Genomic DNA, 20,529 nt, shown 5'->3' on the forward strand with positions numbered 1-20,529 from the left:
CGCGGCGGCTAAGAAATATTTACAACATCATTGACTTGCTTGTGATACATAAACAGTGTTGATGATTCGTAGTGTAAAAATCTCGGCGGGGGGATCGCTATTGTGGTTAACCACATACCCGTCTAATAGTTGATTTAAATCAATATAGTGAAAGGGATGGTTGAGTGGGAGCGAAAACGATGGGGCGTTTGGCGCTGCTGATCTCTACATTACTGCTGATCTGTCCGGCACGGGCGGACTCATGGTATATCGGTCTGCTGTCGATTCGCGGCGATGCCATTGCTCGCAGCAGCTGGCAGCCGCTGGAATCATTTCTGAATCAGCAGATGCCGGATCAGCAGTTCCATATTCGTCCGCTGGATCTCCATGAGATGCAGGAAGCGGTCAAGAACGGTAGCGTGCAGTTTGTCGTGACCCACCCTGGGCAGTTTGTTCAACTAAATACTCATTTCCCCTTACGCTGGCTGGCCTCATTGCGCGCTTCTCATGGCGTGAAGAACATAATAGGAAGCGTCATCCTCGCCCGTCGCGACGGCGAAATTAAGACGCCTATGGATTTGATCGGGAAAACGGTTGGCGCCATCGATCCCCTGGCTTTTGGCGGCTACCTGTTGGGATACAAAGCGCTGAGCGATGCCGGATTGCGGCCAGACAGCGATCTCCATCTGCGCTTCACCGGATTTCCAGCCGATGCGCTTATTTATCTGCTGCGCGAAAATGCCGTGCAGGCAGCCATTGTTCCGGCGTGTCTGCTGGAAATGATGGATGAAGAGGGGCTGATTGATAAAGTTGATTTTGTCGCGCTGATAACACGCCCGGAATCCGCACCTTGCGTAACCAGTACCCGGCTTTACAGAGACTGGTCTTTTGCCGCGCTGCCCACCGTAAGCGACGAGGTAGCCGATCGCGTGACCCGCGTGTTGCTTAATGCGCCTGATAATGCGGTTTTTCGTTGGGGCGCGCCTGCCTCAACCAGCCAGGCCGAAGCGCTCATGCGCGAACTGAAACAGCATCCTCAGCAGCGACTGTTATGGATGGATGTCAGGAACTGGTTTGTTCAGAATCGCCTGCTGGTGGCGGGAGCCGGGCTGATATTGATACTACTGATACTCAATTATATCTGGGTGATGCTGCTGGTGCGACGGCGCGGCAGGCAGCTTGAACGCAGCGCCATCCGGCTGCGCGAGCAGGAGCAGGCCCTTGAAACGGCCCGTCAAATAAGCGTACTCGGCGAAATGACTTCAGGTTTCGCACATGAGTTAAATCAGCCGCTGTCGGCTATCCGGCACTATGCTCAGGGCTGTTCGATCCGCTTGCAGAAGCAGGATCCGCAGCACCCTTTACTGTCGGCGCTGGAGAACATTGATCTTCAGGCGCAGCGCGGGGCGGAGACGCTGCGTAATCTGCGGCTTTGGGTGAGCCAGGCGCAAGGAGAATCCGTTACGGCCGAAAAGTGGGAGAGCGTTCGCATTGTTCAGGCGATTGATAATGTCTGGCAGTGGCTGCACGTGCCGCGACAGTTTCCCGGACTTCGGATGATAAGCAGCATAGACCACGCCCTGACCATCGTCTTACCGCCTGTTCTGCTTGAGCAGGTGCTGGCGAATCTGATCCTCAATGCGGCGCAGGCCGGAGCGAATATGCTGTGGATTGATGCCGTTCGCGATGCCGGAAGCGTGAGGATCGTCCTGCAGGATAACGGCGGCGGTATCGATGACGCGCAGCTAGCGCAGGCATTCCAGCCGTTTAAGAGCAGCCGGCAAGAGGGAATGGGGCTGGGGCTGGTTATCTGTCAGCGGCTGGTGCGTTATGGCCGGGGAGAGATCGGCATAAGGAATCAAACGGCGCCCGATGGACGGCCCGGCGCGGTAGTGGTACTGGCATTCACGCATCAAGAAGAGCGGAGCGACAATGGCGATAATTCATCTCTTAGATGACGATCCGGCAGTGACCCGGGCATGCGCTTTTTTACTGGAGAGCCTGGGCTATGAGGCGGTGTGCTGGGAAGAGGGGGAACGGTTCCTTGCGCAGGCCGATCTGTATCAGGTCGGTGTTGTGCTGCTGGACATGCGGATGCCGGTGCTGGACGGCCAGGCGGTTCACGAGGCGCTGCGTCAGCGCGGTAGTACCCTGGCGGTGGTGTTTCTGACCGGGCATGGCGACGTGCCGATGGCGGTAGAGGAGATGAAACGCGGTGCGGTGGATTTTCTGCAAAAGCCGGTTTCGCTAAAACCGCTGCAGGCGGCGCTGGAACATGGGCTCACGGTCTCCGGCGAGCGCTTTGCACAGAAAAAAGTCGTCGATTGCTATCAGCAACTTACCCCCAAAGAGAGAGAACTTGCGCTGCTGGTGATGAAAGGGCTCATGAATCGGGAGATTGCGCAGGCGATGAGTATTGCCGTACGCACGGTGGAGGTTCATCGGGCGAGGGTGATGGAGAAAATGCAGGCGGGGAGCCTGGCGGAGTTAGTCAGCAAATTACAGCGGGTTACCCGGTGATGGGTTCTCAACATGGCGGTATGGCCGCCGGCACCTACACCGCAGCGGCGTCTATCACAACACAATAAATGGTAGGGAAGAGGGAGGAGTATGTAATTGCAAACGATATTCATTTTCATTATTGTTTGCATTCCGTAAACTACTGTAAAGAAAAATTACATGTCTATCGCATCCCTGAAGAAAGCCGTGCGCGGCGCGCTGGTCATTTCGTTTTCTCTGCATGCGCTTTCTGCGTCGGCAAAAGATTTCAGCGAGCGGGAATTCCGCTCTCAGCCTCTTGGCCATGGCGTTTATGAACTGGCCTATGATCGCGGTCAGAAGGCGCTGTATGCCGCCTCCGCGCCCTCATTTGATAAAGATAAAACGGCGGGCGTCGTGTTTCGACTGGCGGCCGACTCTCTGCGGATTGATGAGAAAATCGCCACCGAACGCCGCGCCTTTGCGCTCTCTCTGGATGAAGAAAACCATATCCTGTATTTGGGCAATGCGCTGGATGGTTCGCTGACGCTGCTGGATACGCAGACCAATAGGGTGATTAAAACGCTTCAGCTCAGCGATGATTCAGATCCGGAAAAACAGGCCCACGTCCGCGAAGTGGTGCTGGATAAGCTAAACCAGCGTCTGTATGTGTCAGGGATCGGGCGCAAGGGCCAGGGCCTGCTTTGGGTGGTCGATAGCCGCAAGCAGCAGCTAATTGATACGTTGAAGAACATCGACCCGGTGGGGTTTGCCGTTGCTACCGCGGGTGAGAAGGTTTATGCGGTGACCGGCAACGGGGAGTTGGTTATCCTCGATGGCAAAACGTCGAAACTGCTTTCCCGGGTGAAGGTCGACCCGGCTGAATCGGAGCACTATTTCCTCAATATCGCCCTGAACAGCGCCGCCGGAGTCGGATATATCGCCGATACCAATACCCGCGATGTGCTGGTGGTGCGGCTGGACTCCGGCAAGCTGGTCGATCGTATCGCTTCGCCAAACTCCATCGCCGTGCTCTATCACGCCGGGCGCGATGAAATCTATGTGACCCATCGTAACGATCGCTCGATAAGCGTCATCGACGCGAAAACCAACCATCTCAAACACACCATCAAAACGGCGGCCATGCCCAACAGCCTGGTGCTTTCAGCGGATGGCGGAACGCTCTATGCCAGCGTCAAACAGGACGAAAAAAGCGACCAGGCTGACTACGTTCTCAAGATTGATCTAACTAAATTCTAAGGATTTTTTTGTGACGATAAAAACACGCCTGGACGTGGCGATGGCGCTCGCCTTGAATCTACCCGCGGCAGCCTTCGCCGCAGATGGCGCTTCGGTAAACGAAGAGCAGATGGTCGTCACCGCCAGCGGGTTCAGCCAGGAGCGACGCGAGGCGCCGGCGACGATCTCGGTGCTCGATGAGAAGGCGCTGAATACCCGCTCAAACCAGAACATATCCGAAGCGTTGCGCGAGATGCCGGGCGTGCTGGTGGGCAACGGTCACGGCAGCCTGGCGACCGGCGATGTTCAGATGCGCGGCATGGATTCGACCTATACCTCGTATATGGTGAACGGCATCAAGCAATCTACCCGCGAATCTCGTCCCTACGGGCATCATATTGGGACGGAAGCGGCGTTTATGCCGCCGCTGGCCGCTATTGAACGGATTGAGGTCATTCGCGGGCCGATGTCCTCGTTGTACGGCTCTGACGCTATTGGCGGCGTGGTCAACGTCATCACCAAAAAGGCGTATAACCTCGACACCTGGACGGGGGTGCTGGAGGATAATTACTTCCTGCAGGAGAAAAGCGAATACGGCAACACCAACCAGACTAACGCGTTCTTTATGGGGCCGGTAGTGCCGGGTAAACTCGGGGTCAGCGTGGGCGCGGATTATCTTGATCGTCGCGATGATGACAGCCCCACGAAAGAACGTTTTGTTAAACATCAGTCCGGAAATCTGGATGCCACGATTTCTCTGTCGCCAACCGATACCCAGCTCTGGGATCTGAACGCCACCAAAGGCAATCAGGAGAAAACCCATAACGACAAAGAGTGGTACTGGGGTTTTGACCGCGATGCGGCCTCGCTGTCACAGCATGCGTGGTACGGTGATGACCTGCTGGAGGTGAAGAACTTTATCAGCTACGAAAAGGCCCGCACGGAATATCGCGTGCCCGGCATGGACCCGCAGTTTATTAAGCAGAATAATTTTGAGGCCAATAGCGCGAACACCTTTACGCTGGCCGATCACAAGCTGACGTTAGGCGTCAACTTTACGCGCAACGAACTGAATGACACCTTCGGTATCGTGGACAAACAGGCGCCCGGCGTCACCCCGGTCAGTAAAATTACCCGCCACGGCTGGGCGGTATTCGCGGAAGACGCGTGGATGATCGTCCCGGACTTTACCCTGACGACCTCGGCGCGCCTCGATCATGATAGCTATTTCGGTTATCACGTTACGCCTAAGCTGTACGGTAACTGGGCCATTGACGAAACCTGGGCGCTGAAAGGGGGCGTGTCCGCCGGCTATAAAAAACCGGATTTACGCCAGAATAATGCCGGTTTTACCAGCGTCTACGGGGCTTATCCTTATTCTGAAATCGGTATTGGCAACGACGATCTCAAGCCGGAACAAAGCATCAATACCGAGCTGGGCGTGTACTGGCAGCGGGATGCCCTGGCGCTCGACGCCACCCTTTTTTACACCAAATTTAAAGATAAAATCAGCGACCATACCATCTGTACCTCATCGGCTACCCAGAAGTGCCAATACAACGGCTATACCGCCGATAGCGTGTCGCAATATATTAACGTCGGTGATGCGCAGATCTACGGTGTGGAGCTGAACGGCGACTGGCAGGTGACCGCAGCGCTGAAGGCGAACGCCAACTATACCTACACCCACAGCGAACAGAAAAGCGGCGAGTATAAAGGCTATGCGCTAAACGATTTCCCCAGCAGTATGGCCAACGTTTCGCTGACGTGGAACACCACTTCCGATCTGGAACTATGGACCAGGGCCAGCTGGCGCAGCAGATCGCCGGATATCGGCAAGTCCAGCGCAACGGACGCCTACGCGCTAGTGGATTTAGGCGCGCGTTACCACCTGACTAAGCGCGTCACCCTGATGAGCGGGATCTACAATCTGTTTGATGTAAATCCGGTTTACACCACCGTCTACCGGCAGACGGCGATGCTGGAAGGGCGGCGCTATAATTTCGGCGGGCGCATTGAGTTCTGACAATGAAGCAGGGGCCGAATGGCCTCTGCGCAAGGATCCCACAAAGATCCCACAAAGATCTGTCAGGGCCTGAAGTCCAGAACGACATGACTGAATGTTTGATAGGTTTTTTCGTCTGGCGCAGGCGGGATTGTGGCTTGTCTCAGCGCGGACATCACCTCCGCGCATAGCGCCGGATCGCCGTTCTCGACCGTTGGATTCTCCACCGTCCCGTCACGCTGTAGCGTTAAGCGCACCGAGCATGTTTGCCCTTGCCTGGACGCCGGCTGGTCTATCTTAGCGAAGATAGCCTTCTGGATCTGGGTCAGATAGCGTGAGGCATTGGCCTGCGGTGAAGTATCTGAACCCGTTTGATAATCGCGAAGTATCTTATCCACTTCTGCCGATATTTTAGCGTCTTCGGTGCTGTCCGGCGCAGAAGCACTACCCGAGCAGGCGGAAAGGAGTAAAGCGAGGGGGCAAATGAGCAGCGGGCTGATTTTCACGAACATGGTAATGCCTCCTTGCTGGCGATGAGCTATTCCGAATGCGAGGCGGTTATCCTCTGTTATTCCGCGATTTTATTCAAACGCTAATCGCTGATTTTTCCTGCGGCGGATTGAACGCGCGGCAGCGGCATTAAGTGACACTGTCACGTATTTTTTGCCTTCGCCGCGGGCGATTTACGCCATCCAGTCGCGAATCAGGTTCCCGTACAGCTGTTCAGCCTCCTCCAGCCGGCTGAGCAGGCAGTACTCGTCGGTTTGATGAGCCATAGACGGCTCGCCGGGGCCGAGAATGATACAGGGCGGATTGCCCAACGCCGGCAGCAGCAGCGAGGCGTCGGTAAAGTAGGGCACCACCCGCGGCTCAAGCGGCCGATCGTGCAGCGGCTGGCAACGCTGATAAACCTGTTTTATCCACGCGTGATCCTGTTCGCTGAGTACCGCGGGCAGATCGACCAGCGTCGACACCGTGACGCTCTCGCCAAGCAGCGTGGTCAACCGCTGGCGGATGGTGGCGTGCTGTAAATCAGGCGCGCTGCGGATATCGACATCGAAACGCGTGCGGTCCGGCACGGAATTAATATTTAGCCCACCTTCAATACGTCCGACGTTTACCGTGGGCTGCTTCATCAGCGGATGCGGCGCGCCCGGCGAAAAATGTTGGATTTTAGCCAGCGCATCCGCCGCCAGATAGATAGCATTAATCCCCAGCTCCGGCATCGCGCCATGGGCGGTTTTTCCCCGCGTTTCGCAGCGTAGCCAGAGCGCGCCTTTATGGCCGATAACCGGATAATTGGCGGTGGGCTCGCCGACGATCAGCGCGCCCACTTTCGGCAACGGCGCGGAGGCGATCAGCGCCCGCGCGCCGTCGCAGCCCGTTTCTTCCCCGCCGGTAATCAGCAATACCGCGCCGCGCCCGGCGAGGATCGTTTCCCGCTGCTGAACGCAGGCGACGGCAAACGCCGCTATCGCCGCTTTCATATCGCTGGACCCGCGTCCATAAAGGCGCCCGTCTTCCATCTGCGAGCCGAAAGGGTCGTACCGCCACCGGGCATTTCCCAGCGGCACGGTATCCAGATGCCCGGTAAAGGCCAGCGGTTTACCAGGCGTTGCCCCGGGGAGCCAGGCGATCAGATTGCTGCGACTCTCGCCGAATGACGACAGCGAAACTGCAAAACCGTTAGCGTTAAGCCAGTCGGCAAAGTACCGCATGCAGTCCGCTTCGCTGCCCGGCGGGTTGATGGTGTTAAAGCCCAGCAGCTGCCGGGCGAGTTCAAGGGTGGTGGTCATCAGCGATGTTCCGTCAGCCAGTCAAGGCAGTTAATCCACAGCTGGCGATAGCCGGGCCATTTGGCAAACTCTTCCGGCAGCCAGTGTGCCGACATATCGCTGGTCCACACCAGCGAGCGACCCTGTTGATATTCGCGAACGGCCAGCAGCGGATGACCGGTACCGGCGACCGTCGCCAGCAGTTTGCCCTCCGGATGCATTTCGACTTCGTTATAACCCAGCAGCCACGGCCATTCGCCCGGAATATCGTTAAACAGGGCGTGGGATTCCGTCACCTCGGCATAGCAACCTTCCGGCGTTTCAATGCGATCGTCCCATGCCAGGCAGCGGACCGGCAGCACTTTCTCCACCGCGGTATTACGATAACGCGCGCCGCCGTTGATTCCCTGGAAGCTGTAATAGCCGCCGATCATCATCAGCGACCCGCCGCCGGCCACGTAGTCATGCAAAAGCGTCAGACGGTTGGCGGTTCGGCGGCTTTTCAGCCAGGTGTCCGGATGCAGCAGCAGCGTATTGGCGCCGATATCCGACAGAATAATCGCATCCCACTGCTGCAGCGCTTCTAGCGTCAGCGGAAAGTCTGTCGCCGCCGCGTGGGCGGGCATGTAGGTAATGGCGTAGGCACTGTCCGCGAGCGCCGCCAGAAAATCCGTCGCGCCGGTGTGCCAGGTGGCGGTGGCGAACTGATCGAAGCCTTTAACGTGTGTTGACGTGCTGGTCCAGGATTCACCGACCAGTAAGATTTTTTTCTGCATTATGACTTTCCTTTTATCCGCCGAAGACCCGTTGGGGATTTCCAATCATCAAGGTTTCAAGCTGTTCGCCGCTGACGCCGTGGCGCCGCAGGCGGGGAACAAAATGCTTGAGTATGTAGCCGTAACCGTGGCCGCCGTAGCGGGTGAGCATGGTTTTCAGGAAGACGTCCTGCGATAGCAAAATTTGCTGGATATAGCCGTCGTCAATTAGCTCGCGAATTGCGCGGGCGTTCTCCTCGTCGGAGGGCGACTGCGCCGACTCGTCGGCGTAGTAATAGCTCATGCCGATCATGTCGTATTCGAGAAACGCCCCGCGCTGCGCCAGCTCCCGCTGGTAACGCTTATCGGCAAAGCTGGGATTCATATGGCACAGCACCGTATGGCGCAGATCGGCGCCTTCCTGCTCGAGAATGTCCAGTACGCGGTGACCCAGCCGTTCCCAGCCGGGCAGGTGGACCTCGATCGGCACGCCGGTCGCGGCGCTGGCCCGGCCCGCAGCGCGCAGGGATTTCTCCTCATCCGGGGTAAAGCGGCTTGAGATACCGATTTCGCCGATGAGTCCGGCGAGCACCTCCGGTTTCTCTTCCGCGCCGCCAAGATCGTAGATTAGCCGCTCGGTCAGCCGTTCAACGCTGCTGGTTCTAACCCACTCGGGGTGCGAGGGTTCCAGATAGAGGCCGGTGCCCATAATAATGTTCAGGCCGGTCAGACGGGCGATACGCGCCAGCGCTTTGGGATCGCGGCCAATGCCGATATTGGTCGGATCGACTACCGTTTCCCCGCCAAGGGCGCGATATTTCGTCAGCTCTTCAATCGCGACGTCGACGTCAAACAACTGACAGTTATCGCGGCTCATCAGCGGGTTCAGCGACAGTTCGCCGAGGTTTTCCATTTTCACCGGCATTTCGGCAAGATGGCGCTCGCTACAGCAGCAGGGCGGCACCCATTTGCCGGAGGCATCCAGCAGAATATGCTCATGCATCAGCGTCACGCCCATTTCACTTATCGGCAGCGGGCCGAGCACCGTCATCACGTAACCGCTGCTGACGCCGACCGGCAGCGGGTCGGGATGGCGAAAAATTGATCCTTTCATCTGCTATCCTTTTGCCGCGGAGCGCGCGGGGTTGAGAATGCGGGTGTTCAGCCAGATAGCCAGCAGGATAATAGTGCCGGTGGCGATCTGGGTGTAGAACGGCGAAATATGCGACAGGATCAGCCCGTTCTGAATCACCGCAATCGACAGCGCGCCCAGCAGCGTGCCGATAATGGTGCCGAAGCCGCCAAACAGGCTGGTACTGCCGAGCACCACGGCGGCGATGACCTGCAGTTCAAAACCTTCGCCCTGGTTGGAGGAGCCGCTGCCGAGGCGCGCGGTGATAATCATCCCCGCCAGCGCGGCGGCCATGCCGCTGATGATATAGACCTTCATGGTCACCGCTTTGGTGTTAATCCCGCTGCGTCGCGCGCCTTCGGCGTTGGCGCCGATAGCCGTCACGTAGCGGCCAAAACGCATATGGTTGAGAACGATGTGCCCGATAAGCAGAATCATAATGCCGATCAACGCAGGCATAGGGATTCCCACAACCCACGCGCGGCCAATAAAGGTAAACAGGCTGTCAGCCGGAACCGGGATCGAGTAGCCCTGGGTGACCAGCAGCGCGATGCCGCGAACCACAGCCAGGGTGGCGAGGGTGACGATAAACGCCGGTATGCCCTCATAGGCGATAAAGAAGCCGTTGATGGCGCCAACGATGCCGCCGAGCAACAGGCCGCCGAGCAAAACCACCGGCCACGGCAGTCCCCAGTTGTTCAGGGCGATAGCGGAAAGCGCGCCGACCAGCGCGAGGGTGGAACCCACCGACAGGTCGATGCCGCCGGTGGTAATGACCAGGGTCATTGCCGTCGCGACGATCAGCAGCGGGGCGCTTTGACGGATAATGTTGAGCCAGTTGGTGCCGGTGAGAAAGTTGCTGGTGATCAGCGAGAACACCACGCAGCAGAAGACGAAAAAGAGCGCGATGCTGACCACGCCGGAGTGGTTATGCAGCAGGCGGCGCGGCAGCGAATGCTGGATCATGCGGGAGCTGCTTAAGTTCATGATACTCATCCTGTTACCTCAATGTGCGGCCGCAGAGCGGGCGGTGAATTTTTCGCCCACAATCAGGTTAACGATATCGCTCAGGCTGGTGTCGGCCACTCGTCGGTCGGCGACGTTGGTACCTTCATACATCACCATGATCCGGTCGCAGACCAGAAACAGGTCCTGCAGGCGGTGGGTAATCAGAATCACGCTCACGCCGCGAGCGGAAACGCGGCGAATCAGCTCCAGCACCGCCTCAACTTCCGCGACGGCCAGCGCGGCGGTGGGTTCATCCATAATCAGCACTTTCGGGTCAAAGGCCGCCGCGCGGGCGATGGCAATGGCCTGACGCTGGCCGCCGGAGAGATTTCGCACCAGCAGGCGGGTATCCGGAATGGAGATCCCGAGTCCTTTAAGCATCTCCCGGGCGTCGGCGTGCATTTTGGCCTCGTCGAGAAAGGGGATACCGAGGACCGATTTCATCGGCTCGCGGCCCATAAACAGATTGCCCGCGACGTCGACCGTGTCGCACAGCGACAGATCCTGGTAGACCATCTCGATATGGCAGCGGCGCGAATCGGCCGGATTAGCGAACTGCTGCTGTTCGCCGTCGATGCGAATCGTGCCGCCGGAGGGGATCACCGCCCCCGAGAGTACTTTGGTCAGGGTGGATTTCCCCGCGCCGTTATCGCCCACCAAGCCCAGCACCTCGCCCGGAGCCAGCTCGAGATTGACTCCGCGCAATGAACGTATCGACCCGTAGGTCTTGGTGATGTTGATCATCTCCACCCTTGGCGGGGTAGTGTGTGGCTGCTGCATCTGATAACTCCCATCGCTGTTGCCGGGAAAATGTTCGCCATCCTGCGGAAAATGCCCCCCTCCGACACGGTTTACATGCTAGTAAACCGGTTTACCTGCGGAGTGGAGCACTCGCCAACACAGTCAGGACAAACGCTACGTAAGATATTTGTTCGCCAGTAAGAACATTGCAGCATCCGTGCCAGGGCAGGAACAACACAGCAGCCCTGTAACTTAACCATATGTAATCAATAGATTTTATTCATTACATTCCGGTAAACCGGTTTACTGATTATAGTGAACAGATTGTAAATCGATCGTTTTTTGCGCCAAAGCTGGGCGCTTTTGCGCCATTTTGGGACGTGCTTAACAAATCTTGATTGAGTCGCGACCGATCCATTCTACCGGCAGGCGGGTTTCTGCCGGGATATCCTGGTCGTTGTTCAGTAGGCGCATCATGATATTCACCGCGGTGCGGCCCAGTTCGCGGGCGGGCTGGCGGATAGTTGAGATACGCGGCTGGGTGAAATCGGCATAGTTGGCGTCATCGAAGCCGACCAGCGACAGCGCCTCCGGCGCCTGAAGCCCACTGGCGCGCAGCCCGTCAAGCAGACCCAGCACCAGGTAGTCGCTGGCGGCGAAGACGGCGGTCGGGCGAAGCGGCTGGCTAAACAGGTAACGCAGCGCCTGCTGGCCGAACTCGCGCTGGTAGTCGCCGTACATCACCCATTCGGGCGGCCAGCTCAGACCGGCCTGCTCCATCGCGGTGCAGAAGCCCTGATAGCGCTCGCGGACGCTCATCAGCTTGTCGGGACCGCCGACGAAGGCGATATGGCGGTGTCCGGCGGCGATCAGCTTTTCGGTGGCGATCCGCCCGCCCTGAACGTTATCGGCAAACACCTTTGGCACCGTACTGCCGGGTATATCTTCATCCAGCAGGACAATGCGTTCGTGACGCTGGACCTCTTTGCGCAGCAGGCCGTTATCAGGGCGGTTAGTGGTGAACAGCAGGCCATCGACCTGGCAGGTATCCAGCCAGCGGATGAACTGGCACTCCTTTTCCGGATTATTGCGGGTGATGCACAGCACCAGGCTATAACCGCTGGCGGAAGCGGCCTCTTCGGCGGCGTCGGCCAGCTCGGCAAAGAAGGGGTTGGTGATATCGGGCAGCACCAGGCCGAGCGTCTCGCTGCCGCCTTTGCTAAGACGGCGCGCCAGGCTATTACCGCGATAGTCCAGTTCGCGAATCGCCGTTTCGATACGGTCGATGGTGTCCTGCGGCAGCACAATACTGTTGTTCATATAGCGCGACAGGGTGGCTTTCGACAGTCCCGCCAGCTTTGCGACATCGGATAACAATACGCGTTTTATACTCATTTCCTGCGCCATTTCTGCCAGAATCGGCTATCTGTAACATAGTTAAGCGCGCTGGATACAGCAATTTCTCCGCCCACAATCGCCTCAAATAAACGCTTGACAAATTTTAATCTGCGGAGAATTGTATAGGCAGTTTACCGCATCATCCGGGAAGTCATTCCCAAACCCGTTTAAGTCATTCCAGTCGCGCGCCGACACGGACCGGTTGCCGGAATGAAGTTAAACAGGTATTCGCCGAACGATCGATGATGGTTCTGGCCACATAGACGATATTTGCCCGCCAAAAAATAATCATTCTGCGTTCGCATGCGGCGCGGAACTCTGCTGGCTATCACCTATTCCCGACGAGGATACTGATGATGTTATTTAACACCGGAAAACTGCGTTTACTTGCTGTCGCCACGACGATGCTGGCATCAATGAGTTTTATTTCGACCGCCGGCGCGGCCGCTCCGACTTATGCCCTGGTCCAAATCAATCAGCAGGCGCTGTTCTTTAATCTGATGAATAAAGGCGCGCAGGATGCGGCAAAAGCCAGCGGCAAAGATCTAGTGATATTTAACTCTAACGATAATCCCGTGGCGCAAAATGACGCCATTGAAAACTATATTCAGCAAGGCGTTAAAGGCATTCTGGTTGCCGCTATCGATGTTAACGGAATTATGCCCGCGGTAAAAGAAGCCGCCGCCGCTAACATTCCGGTGATTGCGATTGACGCCGTATTACCGGCTGGACCACAGGCGGCCCAGGTCGGCGTTGATAATATTGAAGGCGGCAAAATTATTGGTCAATACTTCGTGGACTACGTGCAAAAAGAGATGAGTGGCCAGGCGCGGCTGGGGATCGTCGGCGCGCTGAACTCGGCTATTCAGAACCAGCGGCAGAAAGGGTTCGAAGAGACGCTGAAAAGCAATCCGAAGATCACCATCGCTAACGTTGTCGACGGGCAGAACGTGCAGGACAAAGCAATGACCGCGGCGGAAAACCTGATCACCGGTAACCCGGACCTGACGGCGATATATGCCACCGGCGAACCCGCGCTGCTCGGCGCGATCGCCGCCGTGGAGAACCAGGGGCGCCAGAAGGACATTAAAGTCTTTGGCTGGGATCTGACGGCGAAGGCGATTTCCGGTATTGACGGCGGCTACGTGACCGCCGTACTGCAGCAGGACCCGGAAAAGATGGGCGCCGAAGCCCTGAAGGCGCTGAACAGCATCACTTCGGGTAAAACCGTGCCGAAAACCATTCTGGTTCCGGCGACGGTGGTGACCAAAGCGAACGTCGATTCCTACCGTTCGCTGTTTAAGTAGGTCAGCGCGCGCCGCCCGTGGTTAACAGGGCGGCAAGCTCATGGCTGCCGGGAAACGCGCTGAGCGTCCCCCGGCGGCTAACGGTAATGGCGGCAGCCCGGCTGGCGTGCGCCAGCGCTAGCGCATCCGGCGCGACGTCGCGCAGCAGGGCGGAGGCCAGCATCACGGCGAGGAACGTGTCGCCCGCCCCGGTAGTATCAAGCGCCTCGGCGGGCACGGCGGGACAAAACCGGCGCTGGCCCTCCTGGAGCAGCCAGGCGCCGGCGGCGCCCTGGGTAATGACTAAGCTTTTCACCCCGTATGGCTGGAGCAGCTCGGCCTCAGATTCATTGACCACCGCGATGTCGATGAGCGGCCACAGATGGCAAAAGTCAGGATTGACGGGCGAGGGGTTGAATACCGTCGTCATACTGCGGCTTTTGGCGTACTGGAACAGCGCCCGCGTTTTGTCCAGGGAGAAATTGCCCTGCTGTAGCAGAATATCGCCGGCGACGGCATCCGCGATATGCGGAATAATGTCATCCAGGCGGAATGTATCCGCGGCGGCGGTAGTGGTAATAATGGCATTGTCGCCGTCAGCGCTATTTAAAATAATCGAGGTATCGCTATGTTGATTGAAATGACCGTCGGGTAGTAAGGTCAGTGGTTCATTTTTTATCTGCTGACGGATCCACACGCCGTTGCTGTCATTTCCCGTGGCGGCAATTAGGCGCGTTTCTATTCCGCAGCGGGCTAATATAATCGCCTGGTTCGCGCCTTTACCGCCGATATCCTGCGAAACTTTAACGCCGTGAATTGAAGCACCTTTTTTCGGTATATCCGGAATGGACCAGGTTTCATCTACGGTAATATTACCGGTAACGTAAACACGCATAGTGTTCCCTTAACAGGATGGATAAGATGGTTGCTATCTCAGCAGAAAAAACGAATGCAATACAAGCTATTTTTTCACGCAGCAAAGCGGTTATTGGAGTTATTCATTGCGATCCTTTTCCCGGCGCGCCTAAATATCGAGGGAAATCAGTCTCTGATATTATTGAGCGCGCGCTTCGCGATGCTGAAAATTATATTTCAGGCGGCGTTCACGGACTGATTATTGAAAACCACGGGGATATTCCTTTTTCCAAACCTGAGGATATCGGTCACGAAACTTCCGCGCTAATGGCGGTGATTACCGAGAAAGTGCGCGAGCGTTTTGCTGTGCCGCTGGGCATTAACGTCCTGGCGAACGCGGCGATCCCGGCGATGGCTATCGCCCTGGCGGGCGGAGCCGATTTCGTCCGCGTAAACCAGTGGGCCAACGCCTATATCGCCAACGAAGGATTTATTGAAGGGGCGGCCGCTAAGGCGCTGCGCTACCGCAGTATGCTGCGCGCTGAGCATATTCGCGTTTTTGCCGATAGCCACGTCAAGCACGGTAGCCATGCCATCGTTGCCGATCGTTCGATTCAGGAGCTGACGCGCGACGTCGATTTCTTCGAGGCTGACGCGGTGATTGCCACCGGTCAGCGTACGGGCGATAGCGCCACGATGGCGGAAATAGACGAGATCCGCGCGGCGACGGAGCTACCGCTGCTGGTGGGCTCGGGGGTGACGCCGGCCAACGTGCGCCAGATCCTCGGACGGACTCAGGGGGTTATCGTGGCCAGTACGATGAAGGTCGACGGCGTGTGGTGGAACGATGTTGAGCTGGCCCGGGTGAAGCATTTTATGTCAGTCGCGCAGGCCGCGCTCGAGGAGGCATAATGGAAGCGTTTAGCGAACGCCTGCTGCGCGAGCATCAGCCGGTGTGGCAGGCGATGCAGCGGCATCGTTTTGTGGTTGATATCGAAGAGGATCGGCTGGCGCCTGCCGTCTTCAACCGCTATCTGGTATTTGAGGGCAACTTTGTCGCGACGGCAATCGCGATTTTTGCCCTCGCGGTCAGCAAAGCGCCGGGTATTCATCAGCAGCGCTGGCTGATTGGCGTGCTGAATGCTCTGGTTGACACCCAGATCGCGTGGTTTGAACAGGTGTTGTCAGAGCGGCGGGTCGATCCCGCTGCGTACCCGGACGATCTGCCCGGCGTGCGGCGCTTTCGCGACGGCATGCTGCGGACCGCCCGGGAGGGCAGCTACGAACAGATCGTGACGATGATGTTCGGTGCGGAATGGATGTACTACGTCTGGTGCCGGGGGGTAAGCGAGCATCGCCAGAGCTACGCGGACGTCCGGCGCTGGGTGGAGATGCACGCCGAGGACGAATTTTATCAGCAGGCGCTCTGGCTGAAGAACGAACTCGATCGCTGCGCCATGACGCTGAGTGAAAGCGAAAAGCAGGCGCTGTCGGCGCTTTACGGCGATGTGCTGCAGTGGGAAATTGATTTCCATCACGCCGCGTACGAAGCGTAGCCGCGAGGTGAATAACAGGGGGCGCCTGAAGCGGCGCCTCCTGAACGCTGATACACTGAGCGGATCGATCGCCGTTTACAGGGAAACCATGAAATATCAGAACCTCTTGCAAAGCGTATTGTTAAACGACCCGATGAGAATGAACGCGCTGTACGCCGTGCAGGCGCTGGAACTCAACGATGGCTGGATTGGCGCCGGCTTTGTCAGAGATGCGGTCTGGGATCATCTGCACGGCTACGGGCAAAGGCCAGTTTCGGGTGATGTGGATGTTGTCTGGTTCGACGCGAAAAGCGCGACTTCCGCCTGTGATAGCGCGCTGGAAGAGAGGCTTAGCCAGCAAAACTCCGTTTTTAACTGGTCGGTGAAAAATCAGGCCAGAATGCATCAACGCAACGGACATCAACCTTATCGTTCAACGGAGAATGCGCTGCTGTACTGGCCTGAAACCGCGACGGCTATCGCGGTAAGATTGGGAGCAACAGATCATGTTGAGGTTATCGCGCCCTACGGGCTGGACGATCTCTTTGAGCTCCGTCTGCGGCCAACGCCGGTATTTGCGCAGCATAAGCTGGCTATTTTCAGCCAGCGCGTCGCGGAAAAACGGTGGCTACAGCGTTATCCCGGCCTGCGGCTTCTCGTCCCGACATAACGCAAAGCCGCTGTTCGCCTGGTTTTCGTCAAAAGCGCCAGTCGGCCGCGGTTGAAAGCGCGACAAACGGGCCCGCCAGCGTTCGGTTGTGATGGCCAATGATGTCCTTAGCGGATAAATGAGGATTATCGATTGTGGTATGCGCATCGGAAATCAGCACGGCCGTGAATCCCAGCTCCGGCGCTGCCCGGCAGGTGGTATCGACGCAAAACTCTGTTTTCATCCCGGCAATCACCAGCTGCTTTACGCCTCTCTGCGTAAGCTGGCGCTGTAATTCGGTGTCGCGAAAGCCGCTGGGATACGTTTTGGTTAAGACGATATCCCGTTCAACGTCCACATCCAGCTCGGCTATCAGCCTGGTTAACGGGCTGCTCGCAGAGAAGGGGGAGCCGTCGGGTCCGACGTGGCGAATAAAAAAGATCGGTACCTGTGACTGCCTGGCTTTAGCGATGAGCAGAAGAATATTTGTCAGAACGGCATCAGCGGAATGAGGAGAAGCCGGACCGCGGAAAAGCCCCTCCTGCATATCAATAATCACTAGCGCATGTTCAGATGAAATCATGGGGCGTGTCTCCATTCAGTATGTGATGAACGGAGAGCTGTTTGTCCCCGTCCGCTTTAACGGGGAGTGAGGTTCTGTTCTGTCAGGTTCCAGCCACAGATACGCACACGCCGCCGCAGGTTGCGGTGGTGGTGGTGCGTGTCGTTGTTGAATAGGCTGGATGAATCATTTTCTGACCTTATTATTCATTGAAGATCAATAACCAGAAACGGACGGAACCGCTTAAAACTACACGCCTTATACGATGAAGGTCAACTGCTGATTTCATGACATGTCGCCCGGCCAGAATACAGACTTTCCTGCCATTGCCGGGCAAATATCCTGCACTTTGACGCTTATTGATTATACTTTGATGGCAGGTTGTGCTGCTTCAGGCGGCCGCCGCGTTGGTGGGGTATCAAAACGTATATCCTGGAATTGACTTAGCGGCTGTTGATGAAAATGCGATCATGAAACAGTTATGGAGGTATGGAACGATGGGATTATTAAATTTTGTCAAAGAAGCGGGCGAGAAAATATGGGACGCCGTCTCCGGCGGCAGCAAGGAAGATAAGGCCGACAAGCTGAAAAAACATATTGATGGTCTTAATCTTCCCGGCGCCGAAAAGGTCAATATCGATGTTGCGGACGACGGCACCGCGACGGTTACCGGCGATGTCGGTTCGCAAGAAGATAAGGAAAAAATTCTGGTGGCGGTAGGTAACGTCACCGGCGTTGGTCAGGTTAATGACAGTGTAAAGGTGACGCAAAGCGGGGCGGAAAGTCGTTATTACACGGTCAAATCCGGCGACACCCTGAGCGCCATCTCTAAAGCGATGTATGGCTCCGCCAATGAGTATCAACGTATTTTTGAAGCCAACAAACCGATGCTGACGCATCCCGATAAAATCTATCCGGGCCAGGTGCTGATTATTCCGGCGAAGTAAGCGGCGAATTCCTTGGGCTGCAGGCCGATGGAATTATCTTCAAGGCCGGCCAGTGACAATATAGATTTTGTTGCTGGCTGGGGTTCAGGCATTCTCCTGACGTCAACGAGTTAAATTCCGTGATGGCAGGGATGCGATTATTGCATCCCTGTATCGTTGGATCAGAAGAAATCAATTCGCGTATTGATACCGACAGTGCGGCCCATATTAACCTGCGCGACGGCGCTGCTGCCGTTCATATATCCATAGGTACGGTAATGACGGTCGAACAGGTTATCGACATAGACGGAAATATTCATCCGTTCCGTCGCCTGCCAGCCAATGCTGCTGTCCAGGGTGGCGTAGGCGCCTTGCCGCAGCTGGTTGTCGCCATCGAAATAATGCGGCCCCACCAGATTAACCGCCAGCCGGGGCATCAGTGCGCCATAGCGCGTATCAATCACGCCATTCACGCTGCTTCCCGCGCCGTAACGCGGTACGAACGGCACCCGGTTGCCGTGGTACAGCTCGCTGTCGTTGGTGAATTCGGAACGGATCATGTTGCCATTGATATCCCATGACCAGCCAGGGGCAAACCGCCATTTCGCTTCCAGCTCAACGCCGGTGGCGTCGGCTCTCCCCGCATTGCTTAAGGTCTGCATTCCGACCGGGCCAGAGTAGAGCTGCATATCTTTGGTGTGGGTATAAAAGGTGGCGGCTTGCAGCGTGACGTCGGCGGTGTCGTAACGGGTGCCAATTTCATAGTTGATGGATTTTTCCGCGTTGAACGGTTTGGCATCAAGACCTGCGGTAGGCACGATATTGTATCCGGAAGGTTTATATCCCTGGGCGACGCGGGTATATACTCGCCAGTCGTCGGTCAGCAGATAGCCTGCGGAGAGCTGTCCGAGCACCCGGTCGTCATTGCTTTTACCCTGGTCGCCAAATGGGTTTCCCAGCATGTTGCCGTGATACTGCGTGCTGGCTTTATCATGCGAGAAACGCACGCCGCCGCCGATGTCAAAACGCTCGGTTAAATGCCAGGTCAGATCGCTGTAGGCGGCAAGGGTTTCAGCGGTGGTATAGCCGGTGCTGCTTAAATAGGGCATCGTCGGCATATCGTAGGCGGAGTTTAGCTTTTCGCGGGTGTTCTGCCGGTACAACCCAAATACCATATCCACGGTACGCGTATCGCCGAGGGTGGCGGCGCGTAGCTCCTGCACATCCTGGTTCCAGCGCTGGGGCATATTGACGATCAACGAGCCGGAAGGGAAGGTCCGGGAATAATTCTGCTGCTGCCAGGCGCCGATCAGATTGAAAACCCAGTCATCGGTAGCGTATTTACCGCTTAGCGTCTGGCTGTCAGTACAGCGCCGTAGGTACGGGTCCGGTGAACCCTCGCTAAGAGACAGCGTACGGCTTTTGAGATCATTCCATGCCACGTAGGCATCCTGTGTAGCGCGAGTGCATTCGCGCGAGGCGGAAAACCCCATTTCCCAGGGCTGGTCGTCCGGCGCCAGACGCAGTTTCACATTCCCGATACTTGCGCGGGTACCGCCTAAATCATCGCTACCGGTCGAGGGGTTAATCATCTCGCCGTCATCAACCTGGCGTAAAAGGGTCACGCTGCCGTATAACAGGCCATCCTGAATCGGGCCGCTCAGGTTGAGTTTGCTTCGATAACTGTCACGACTGCTGACGCCACCTTCAATATAGCCGCGCGGGGTGCTGTCCGGCTGCTGGGTGACGATGTTAATGATCCCGCCCTGGGCGCTTTTGCCATACAAGGTTCCCTGCGGTCCTCTCAGGAGCTCCACGCTCTGCACATCGGTCAGTGCCTGGATGGTGTTGGTCGAAAGCTGTGGGACGCCATCGACATACAGGGTAACGGCGGGGTTATAAAAGTCCTGGGCCGAAGAGATGCCGCGTAGCGAGATCGTTGAAAAAAGCATGTTGCCGCTATTTTCAATATTCAGCCCTGGCAACACTCTGGGGAGTTTGTCACTGGCGGTAACGCCCGCGTCGCTTAACTCCGTCGCGCTGATAACGGTAGAAGAGACATTATTGGCTGATGCCGAGCGGGAAGACTGTTTACTGGCGGTGACCACCAACGTGCTTTCGTCTTGCTGTGAGGTTTGGCTATGAGCAGCGGCCGGGAGTAAAAATCCCCCCAGAACCAGAGGATAAAACCGTGTCATTTTCATTG

Annotated in this window: 18 protein-coding genes and 1 pseudogene; 9 read left to right on the top strand and 10 right to left on the bottom strand. The window is 56.9% G+C overall.

The features are described from left to right. Positions 1-164 precede the first annotated feature (164 nt). The 4 genes from ttrS to GUC22_RS12915 all read left to right on the top strand — a co-directional run bounded on the left by ttrS (position 165) and on the right by GUC22_RS12915 (position 5,722). A complete protein-coding gene (gene ttrS / locus GUC22_RS12900) occupies positions 165-1,937 on the top strand; it encodes a tetrathionate respiration histidine kinase TtrS (RefSeq protein ID WP_148865844.1) in 1,773 nt (590 codons plus the stop codon). Beyond that, positions 1,912-2,499 (top strand): tetrathionate respiration response regulator TtrR, encoded by a 588-nt coding sequence (gene ttrR, locus GUC22_RS12905; RefSeq protein ID WP_024358141.1) that lies wholly within the window; start codon positions 1,912-1,914, stop codon positions 2,497-2,499. Before ttrS ends, ttrR begins: the two co-directional genes overlap by 26 nt. Positions 2,500-2,658: 159 nt before the next feature. Next, positions 2,659-3,717: a YncE family protein gene (locus GUC22_RS12910; RefSeq protein ID WP_064371771.1), complete on the top strand. Its 1,059-nt coding sequence runs from the start codon at positions 2,659-2,661 to the stop codon at positions 3,715-3,717. A 40-nt stretch (positions 3,718-3,757) separates the two neighbouring features. Then, positions 3,758-5,722: a TonB-dependent receptor domain-containing protein gene (locus GUC22_RS12915; RefSeq protein WP_413773954.1), complete on the top strand. Its 1,965-nt coding sequence runs from the start codon at positions 3,758-3,760 to the stop codon at positions 5,720-5,722. A gap of 62 nt (positions 5,723-5,784) precedes the next feature. Here the strand turns inward: GUC22_RS12915 and tolA are convergent, their stop codons facing one another. The 7 genes and pseudogenes from tolA to GUC22_RS12950 all read right to left on the bottom strand — a co-directional run bounded on the left by tolA (position 5,785) and on the right by GUC22_RS12950 (position 12,519). Next, the gene (gene tolA / locus GUC22_RS12920) at positions 5,785-6,213 is read right to left on the bottom strand and encodes a cell envelope integrity protein TolA (RefSeq protein ID WP_154963562.1); all 429 of its coding nucleotides are present in this window, start codon (positions 6,211-6,213) and stop codon (positions 5,785-5,787) included. Between the two features lie 140 nt (positions 6,214-6,353). Continuing rightward, positions 6,354-7,497: pseudogene (locus tag GUC22_RS12925) on the bottom strand (M20 family metallopeptidase). Next, positions 7,497-8,252, bottom strand: a complete 756-nt coding sequence (locus GUC22_RS12930; RefSeq protein ID WP_024358145.1) for a glutamine amidotransferase — start codon at positions 8,250-8,252, stop codon at positions 7,497-7,499. The pseudogene GUC22_RS12925 and the gene GUC22_RS12930 overlap by 1 nt, the downstream one beginning before the upstream one ends. Positions 8,253-8,265: 13 nt before the next feature. After that, a complete protein-coding gene (locus GUC22_RS12935; RefSeq protein ID WP_160183552.1) occupies positions 8,266-9,345 on the bottom strand; it encodes a phosphotriesterase in 1,080 nt (359 codons plus the stop codon). A 3-nt stretch (positions 9,346-9,348) separates the two neighbouring features. Then, positions 9,349-10,350, bottom strand: a complete 1,002-nt coding sequence (locus GUC22_RS12940) for an ABC transporter permease (protein WP_004136967.1) — start codon at positions 10,348-10,350, stop codon at positions 9,349-9,351. 18 nt (positions 10,351-10,368) lie between these two features. Next, the gene (locus GUC22_RS12945) at positions 10,369-11,115 is read right to left on the bottom strand and encodes an ATP-binding cassette domain-containing protein (protein ID WP_024358147.1); all 747 of its coding nucleotides are present in this window, start codon (positions 11,113-11,115) and stop codon (positions 10,369-10,371) included. A gap of 381 nt (positions 11,116-11,496) precedes the next feature. Next, positions 11,497-12,519 carry a LacI family DNA-binding transcriptional regulator gene (locus GUC22_RS12950; RefSeq protein WP_024358148.1) on the bottom strand — a complete coding sequence of 341 codons (1,023 nt, stop codon included), beginning with the start codon at positions 12,517-12,519 and terminating at the stop codon, positions 11,497-11,499. Positions 12,520-12,863: 344 nt separating this feature from the next. Here GUC22_RS12950 and GUC22_RS12955 point away from each other — a divergent pair, with 344 nt between their 5' ends. Continuing rightward, positions 12,864-13,817 (top strand): substrate-binding domain-containing protein, encoded by a 954-nt coding sequence (locus GUC22_RS12955; protein WP_160183553.1) that lies wholly within the window; start codon positions 12,864-12,866, stop codon positions 13,815-13,817. 1 nt (position 13,818) lies between these two features. Here the strand turns inward: GUC22_RS12955 and GUC22_RS12960 are convergent, their stop codons facing one another. Continuing rightward, positions 13,819-14,691: a PfkB family carbohydrate kinase gene (locus GUC22_RS12960; protein WP_049130314.1), complete on the bottom strand. Its 873-nt coding sequence runs from the start codon at positions 14,689-14,691 to the stop codon at positions 13,819-13,821. Positions 14,692-14,717: 26 nt separating this feature from the next. On the opposite strand from GUC22_RS12960, the gene GUC22_RS12965 reads away from it, so the two are divergent. The 3 genes from GUC22_RS12965 (at position 14,718) to GUC22_RS12975 (ending at position 16,856) form a co-directional block, all read left to right on the top strand. Then, a complete protein-coding gene (locus tag GUC22_RS12965; RefSeq protein WP_024358151.1) occupies positions 14,718-15,563 on the top strand; it encodes a BtpA/SgcQ family protein in 846 nt (281 codons plus the stop codon). After that, the gene (locus GUC22_RS12970; RefSeq protein ID WP_160183554.1) at positions 15,563-16,207 is read left to right on the top strand and encodes a TenA family protein; all 645 of its coding nucleotides are present in this window, start codon (positions 15,563-15,565) and stop codon (positions 16,205-16,207) included. Before GUC22_RS12965 ends, GUC22_RS12970 begins: the two co-directional genes overlap by 1 nt. Positions 16,208-16,295: 88 nt before the next feature. Then, positions 16,296-16,856 carry a nucleotidyltransferase family protein gene (locus tag GUC22_RS12975; protein WP_049089790.1) on the top strand — a complete coding sequence of 187 codons (561 nt, stop codon included), beginning with the start codon at positions 16,296-16,298 and terminating at the stop codon, positions 16,854-16,856. A 28-nt stretch (positions 16,857-16,884) separates the two neighbouring features. Here the strand turns inward: GUC22_RS12975 and GUC22_RS12980 are convergent, their stop codons facing one another. Further along, positions 16,885-17,418 carry a cysteine hydrolase family protein gene (locus GUC22_RS12980; RefSeq protein ID WP_004136989.1) on the bottom strand — a complete coding sequence of 178 codons (534 nt, stop codon included), beginning with the start codon at positions 17,416-17,418 and terminating at the stop codon, positions 16,885-16,887. Positions 17,419-17,894: 476 nt separating this feature from the next. Between GUC22_RS12980 and lysM the strand changes: the two genes are divergently transcribed. After that, positions 17,895-18,344, top strand: coding sequence for a peptidoglycan-binding protein LysM (gene lysM, locus GUC22_RS12985; RefSeq protein ID WP_004136991.1), 450 nt, complete (start codon positions 17,895-17,897; stop codon positions 18,342-18,344). 161 nt (positions 18,345-18,505) lie between these two features. On the opposite strand, the gene fyuA is transcribed toward lysM, so the two are convergent. Continuing rightward, positions 18,506-20,527 carry a siderophore yersiniabactin receptor FyuA gene (gene fyuA / locus GUC22_RS12990; protein ID WP_160183555.1) on the bottom strand — a complete coding sequence of 674 codons (2,022 nt, stop codon included), beginning with the start codon at positions 20,525-20,527 and terminating at the stop codon, positions 18,506-18,508. Positions 20,528-20,529: the final 2 nt, after the last annotated feature.

Source organism: Klebsiella sp. MPUS7 (genome assembly GCF_009905335.1).
GTDB lineage: Bacteria > Pseudomonadota > Gammaproteobacteria > Enterobacterales > Enterobacteriaceae > Klebsiella > Klebsiella grimontii.

Coding starts and splice junctions, on each gene's coding strand:
- ttrR (WP_024358141.1), top strand. CDS start 1,912: ATGGCGATAATTCATCTCTTAGATGACGATCCGGCAGTGACCCGGGCA.
- GUC22_RS12910 (WP_064371771.1), top strand. CDS start 2,659: ATGTCTATCGCATCCCTGAAGAAAGCCGTGCGCGGCGCGCTGGTCATT.
- GUC22_RS12915 (WP_413773954.1), top strand. CDS start 3,758: ATGGCGCTCGCCTTGAATCTACCCGCGGCAGCCTTCGCCGCAGATGGC.
- tolA (WP_154963562.1), bottom strand. CDS start 6,213: ATGTTCGTGAAAATCAGCCCGCTGCTCATTTGCCCCCTCGCTTTACTC.
- GUC22_RS12930 (WP_024358145.1), bottom strand. CDS start 8,252: ATGCAGAAAAAAATCTTACTGGTCGGTGAATCCTGGACCAGCACGTCA.
- GUC22_RS12935 (WP_160183552.1), bottom strand. CDS start 9,345: ATGAAAGGATCAATTTTTCGCCATCCCGACCCGCTGCCGGTCGGCGTC.
- GUC22_RS12940 (WP_004136967.1), bottom strand. CDS start 10,350: ATGAACTTAAGCAGCTCCCGCATGATCCAGCATTCGCTGCCGCGCCGC.
- GUC22_RS12945 (WP_024358147.1), bottom strand. CDS start 11,115: ATGATCAACATCACCAAGACCTACGGGTCGATACGTTCATTGCGCGGA.
- GUC22_RS12950 (WP_024358148.1), bottom strand. CDS start 12,519: ATGGCGCAGGAAATGAGTATAAAACGCGTATTGTTATCCGATGTCGCA.
- GUC22_RS12955 (WP_160183553.1), top strand. CDS start 12,864: ATGATGTTATTTAACACCGGAAAACTGCGTTTACTTGCTGTCGCCACG.
- GUC22_RS12960 (WP_049130314.1), bottom strand. CDS start 14,691: ATGCGTGTTTACGTTACCGGTAATATTACCGTAGATGAAACCTGGTCC.
- GUC22_RS12965 (WP_024358151.1), top strand. CDS start 14,718: ATGGTTGCTATCTCAGCAGAAAAAACGAATGCAATACAAGCTATTTTT.
- GUC22_RS12970 (WP_160183554.1), top strand. CDS start 15,563: ATGGAAGCGTTTAGCGAACGCCTGCTGCGCGAGCATCAGCCGGTGTGG.
- GUC22_RS12975 (WP_049089790.1), top strand. CDS start 16,296: ATGAAATATCAGAACCTCTTGCAAAGCGTATTGTTAAACGACCCGATG.
- GUC22_RS12980 (WP_004136989.1), bottom strand. CDS start 17,418: ATGATTTCATCTGAACATGCGCTAGTGATTATTGATATGCAGGAGGGG.
- lysM (WP_004136991.1), top strand. CDS start 17,895: ATGGGATTATTAAATTTTGTCAAAGAAGCGGGCGAGAAAATATGGGAC.
- fyuA (WP_160183555.1), bottom strand. CDS start 20,527: ATGAAAATGACACGGTTTTATCCTCTGGTTCTGGGGGGATTTTTACTC.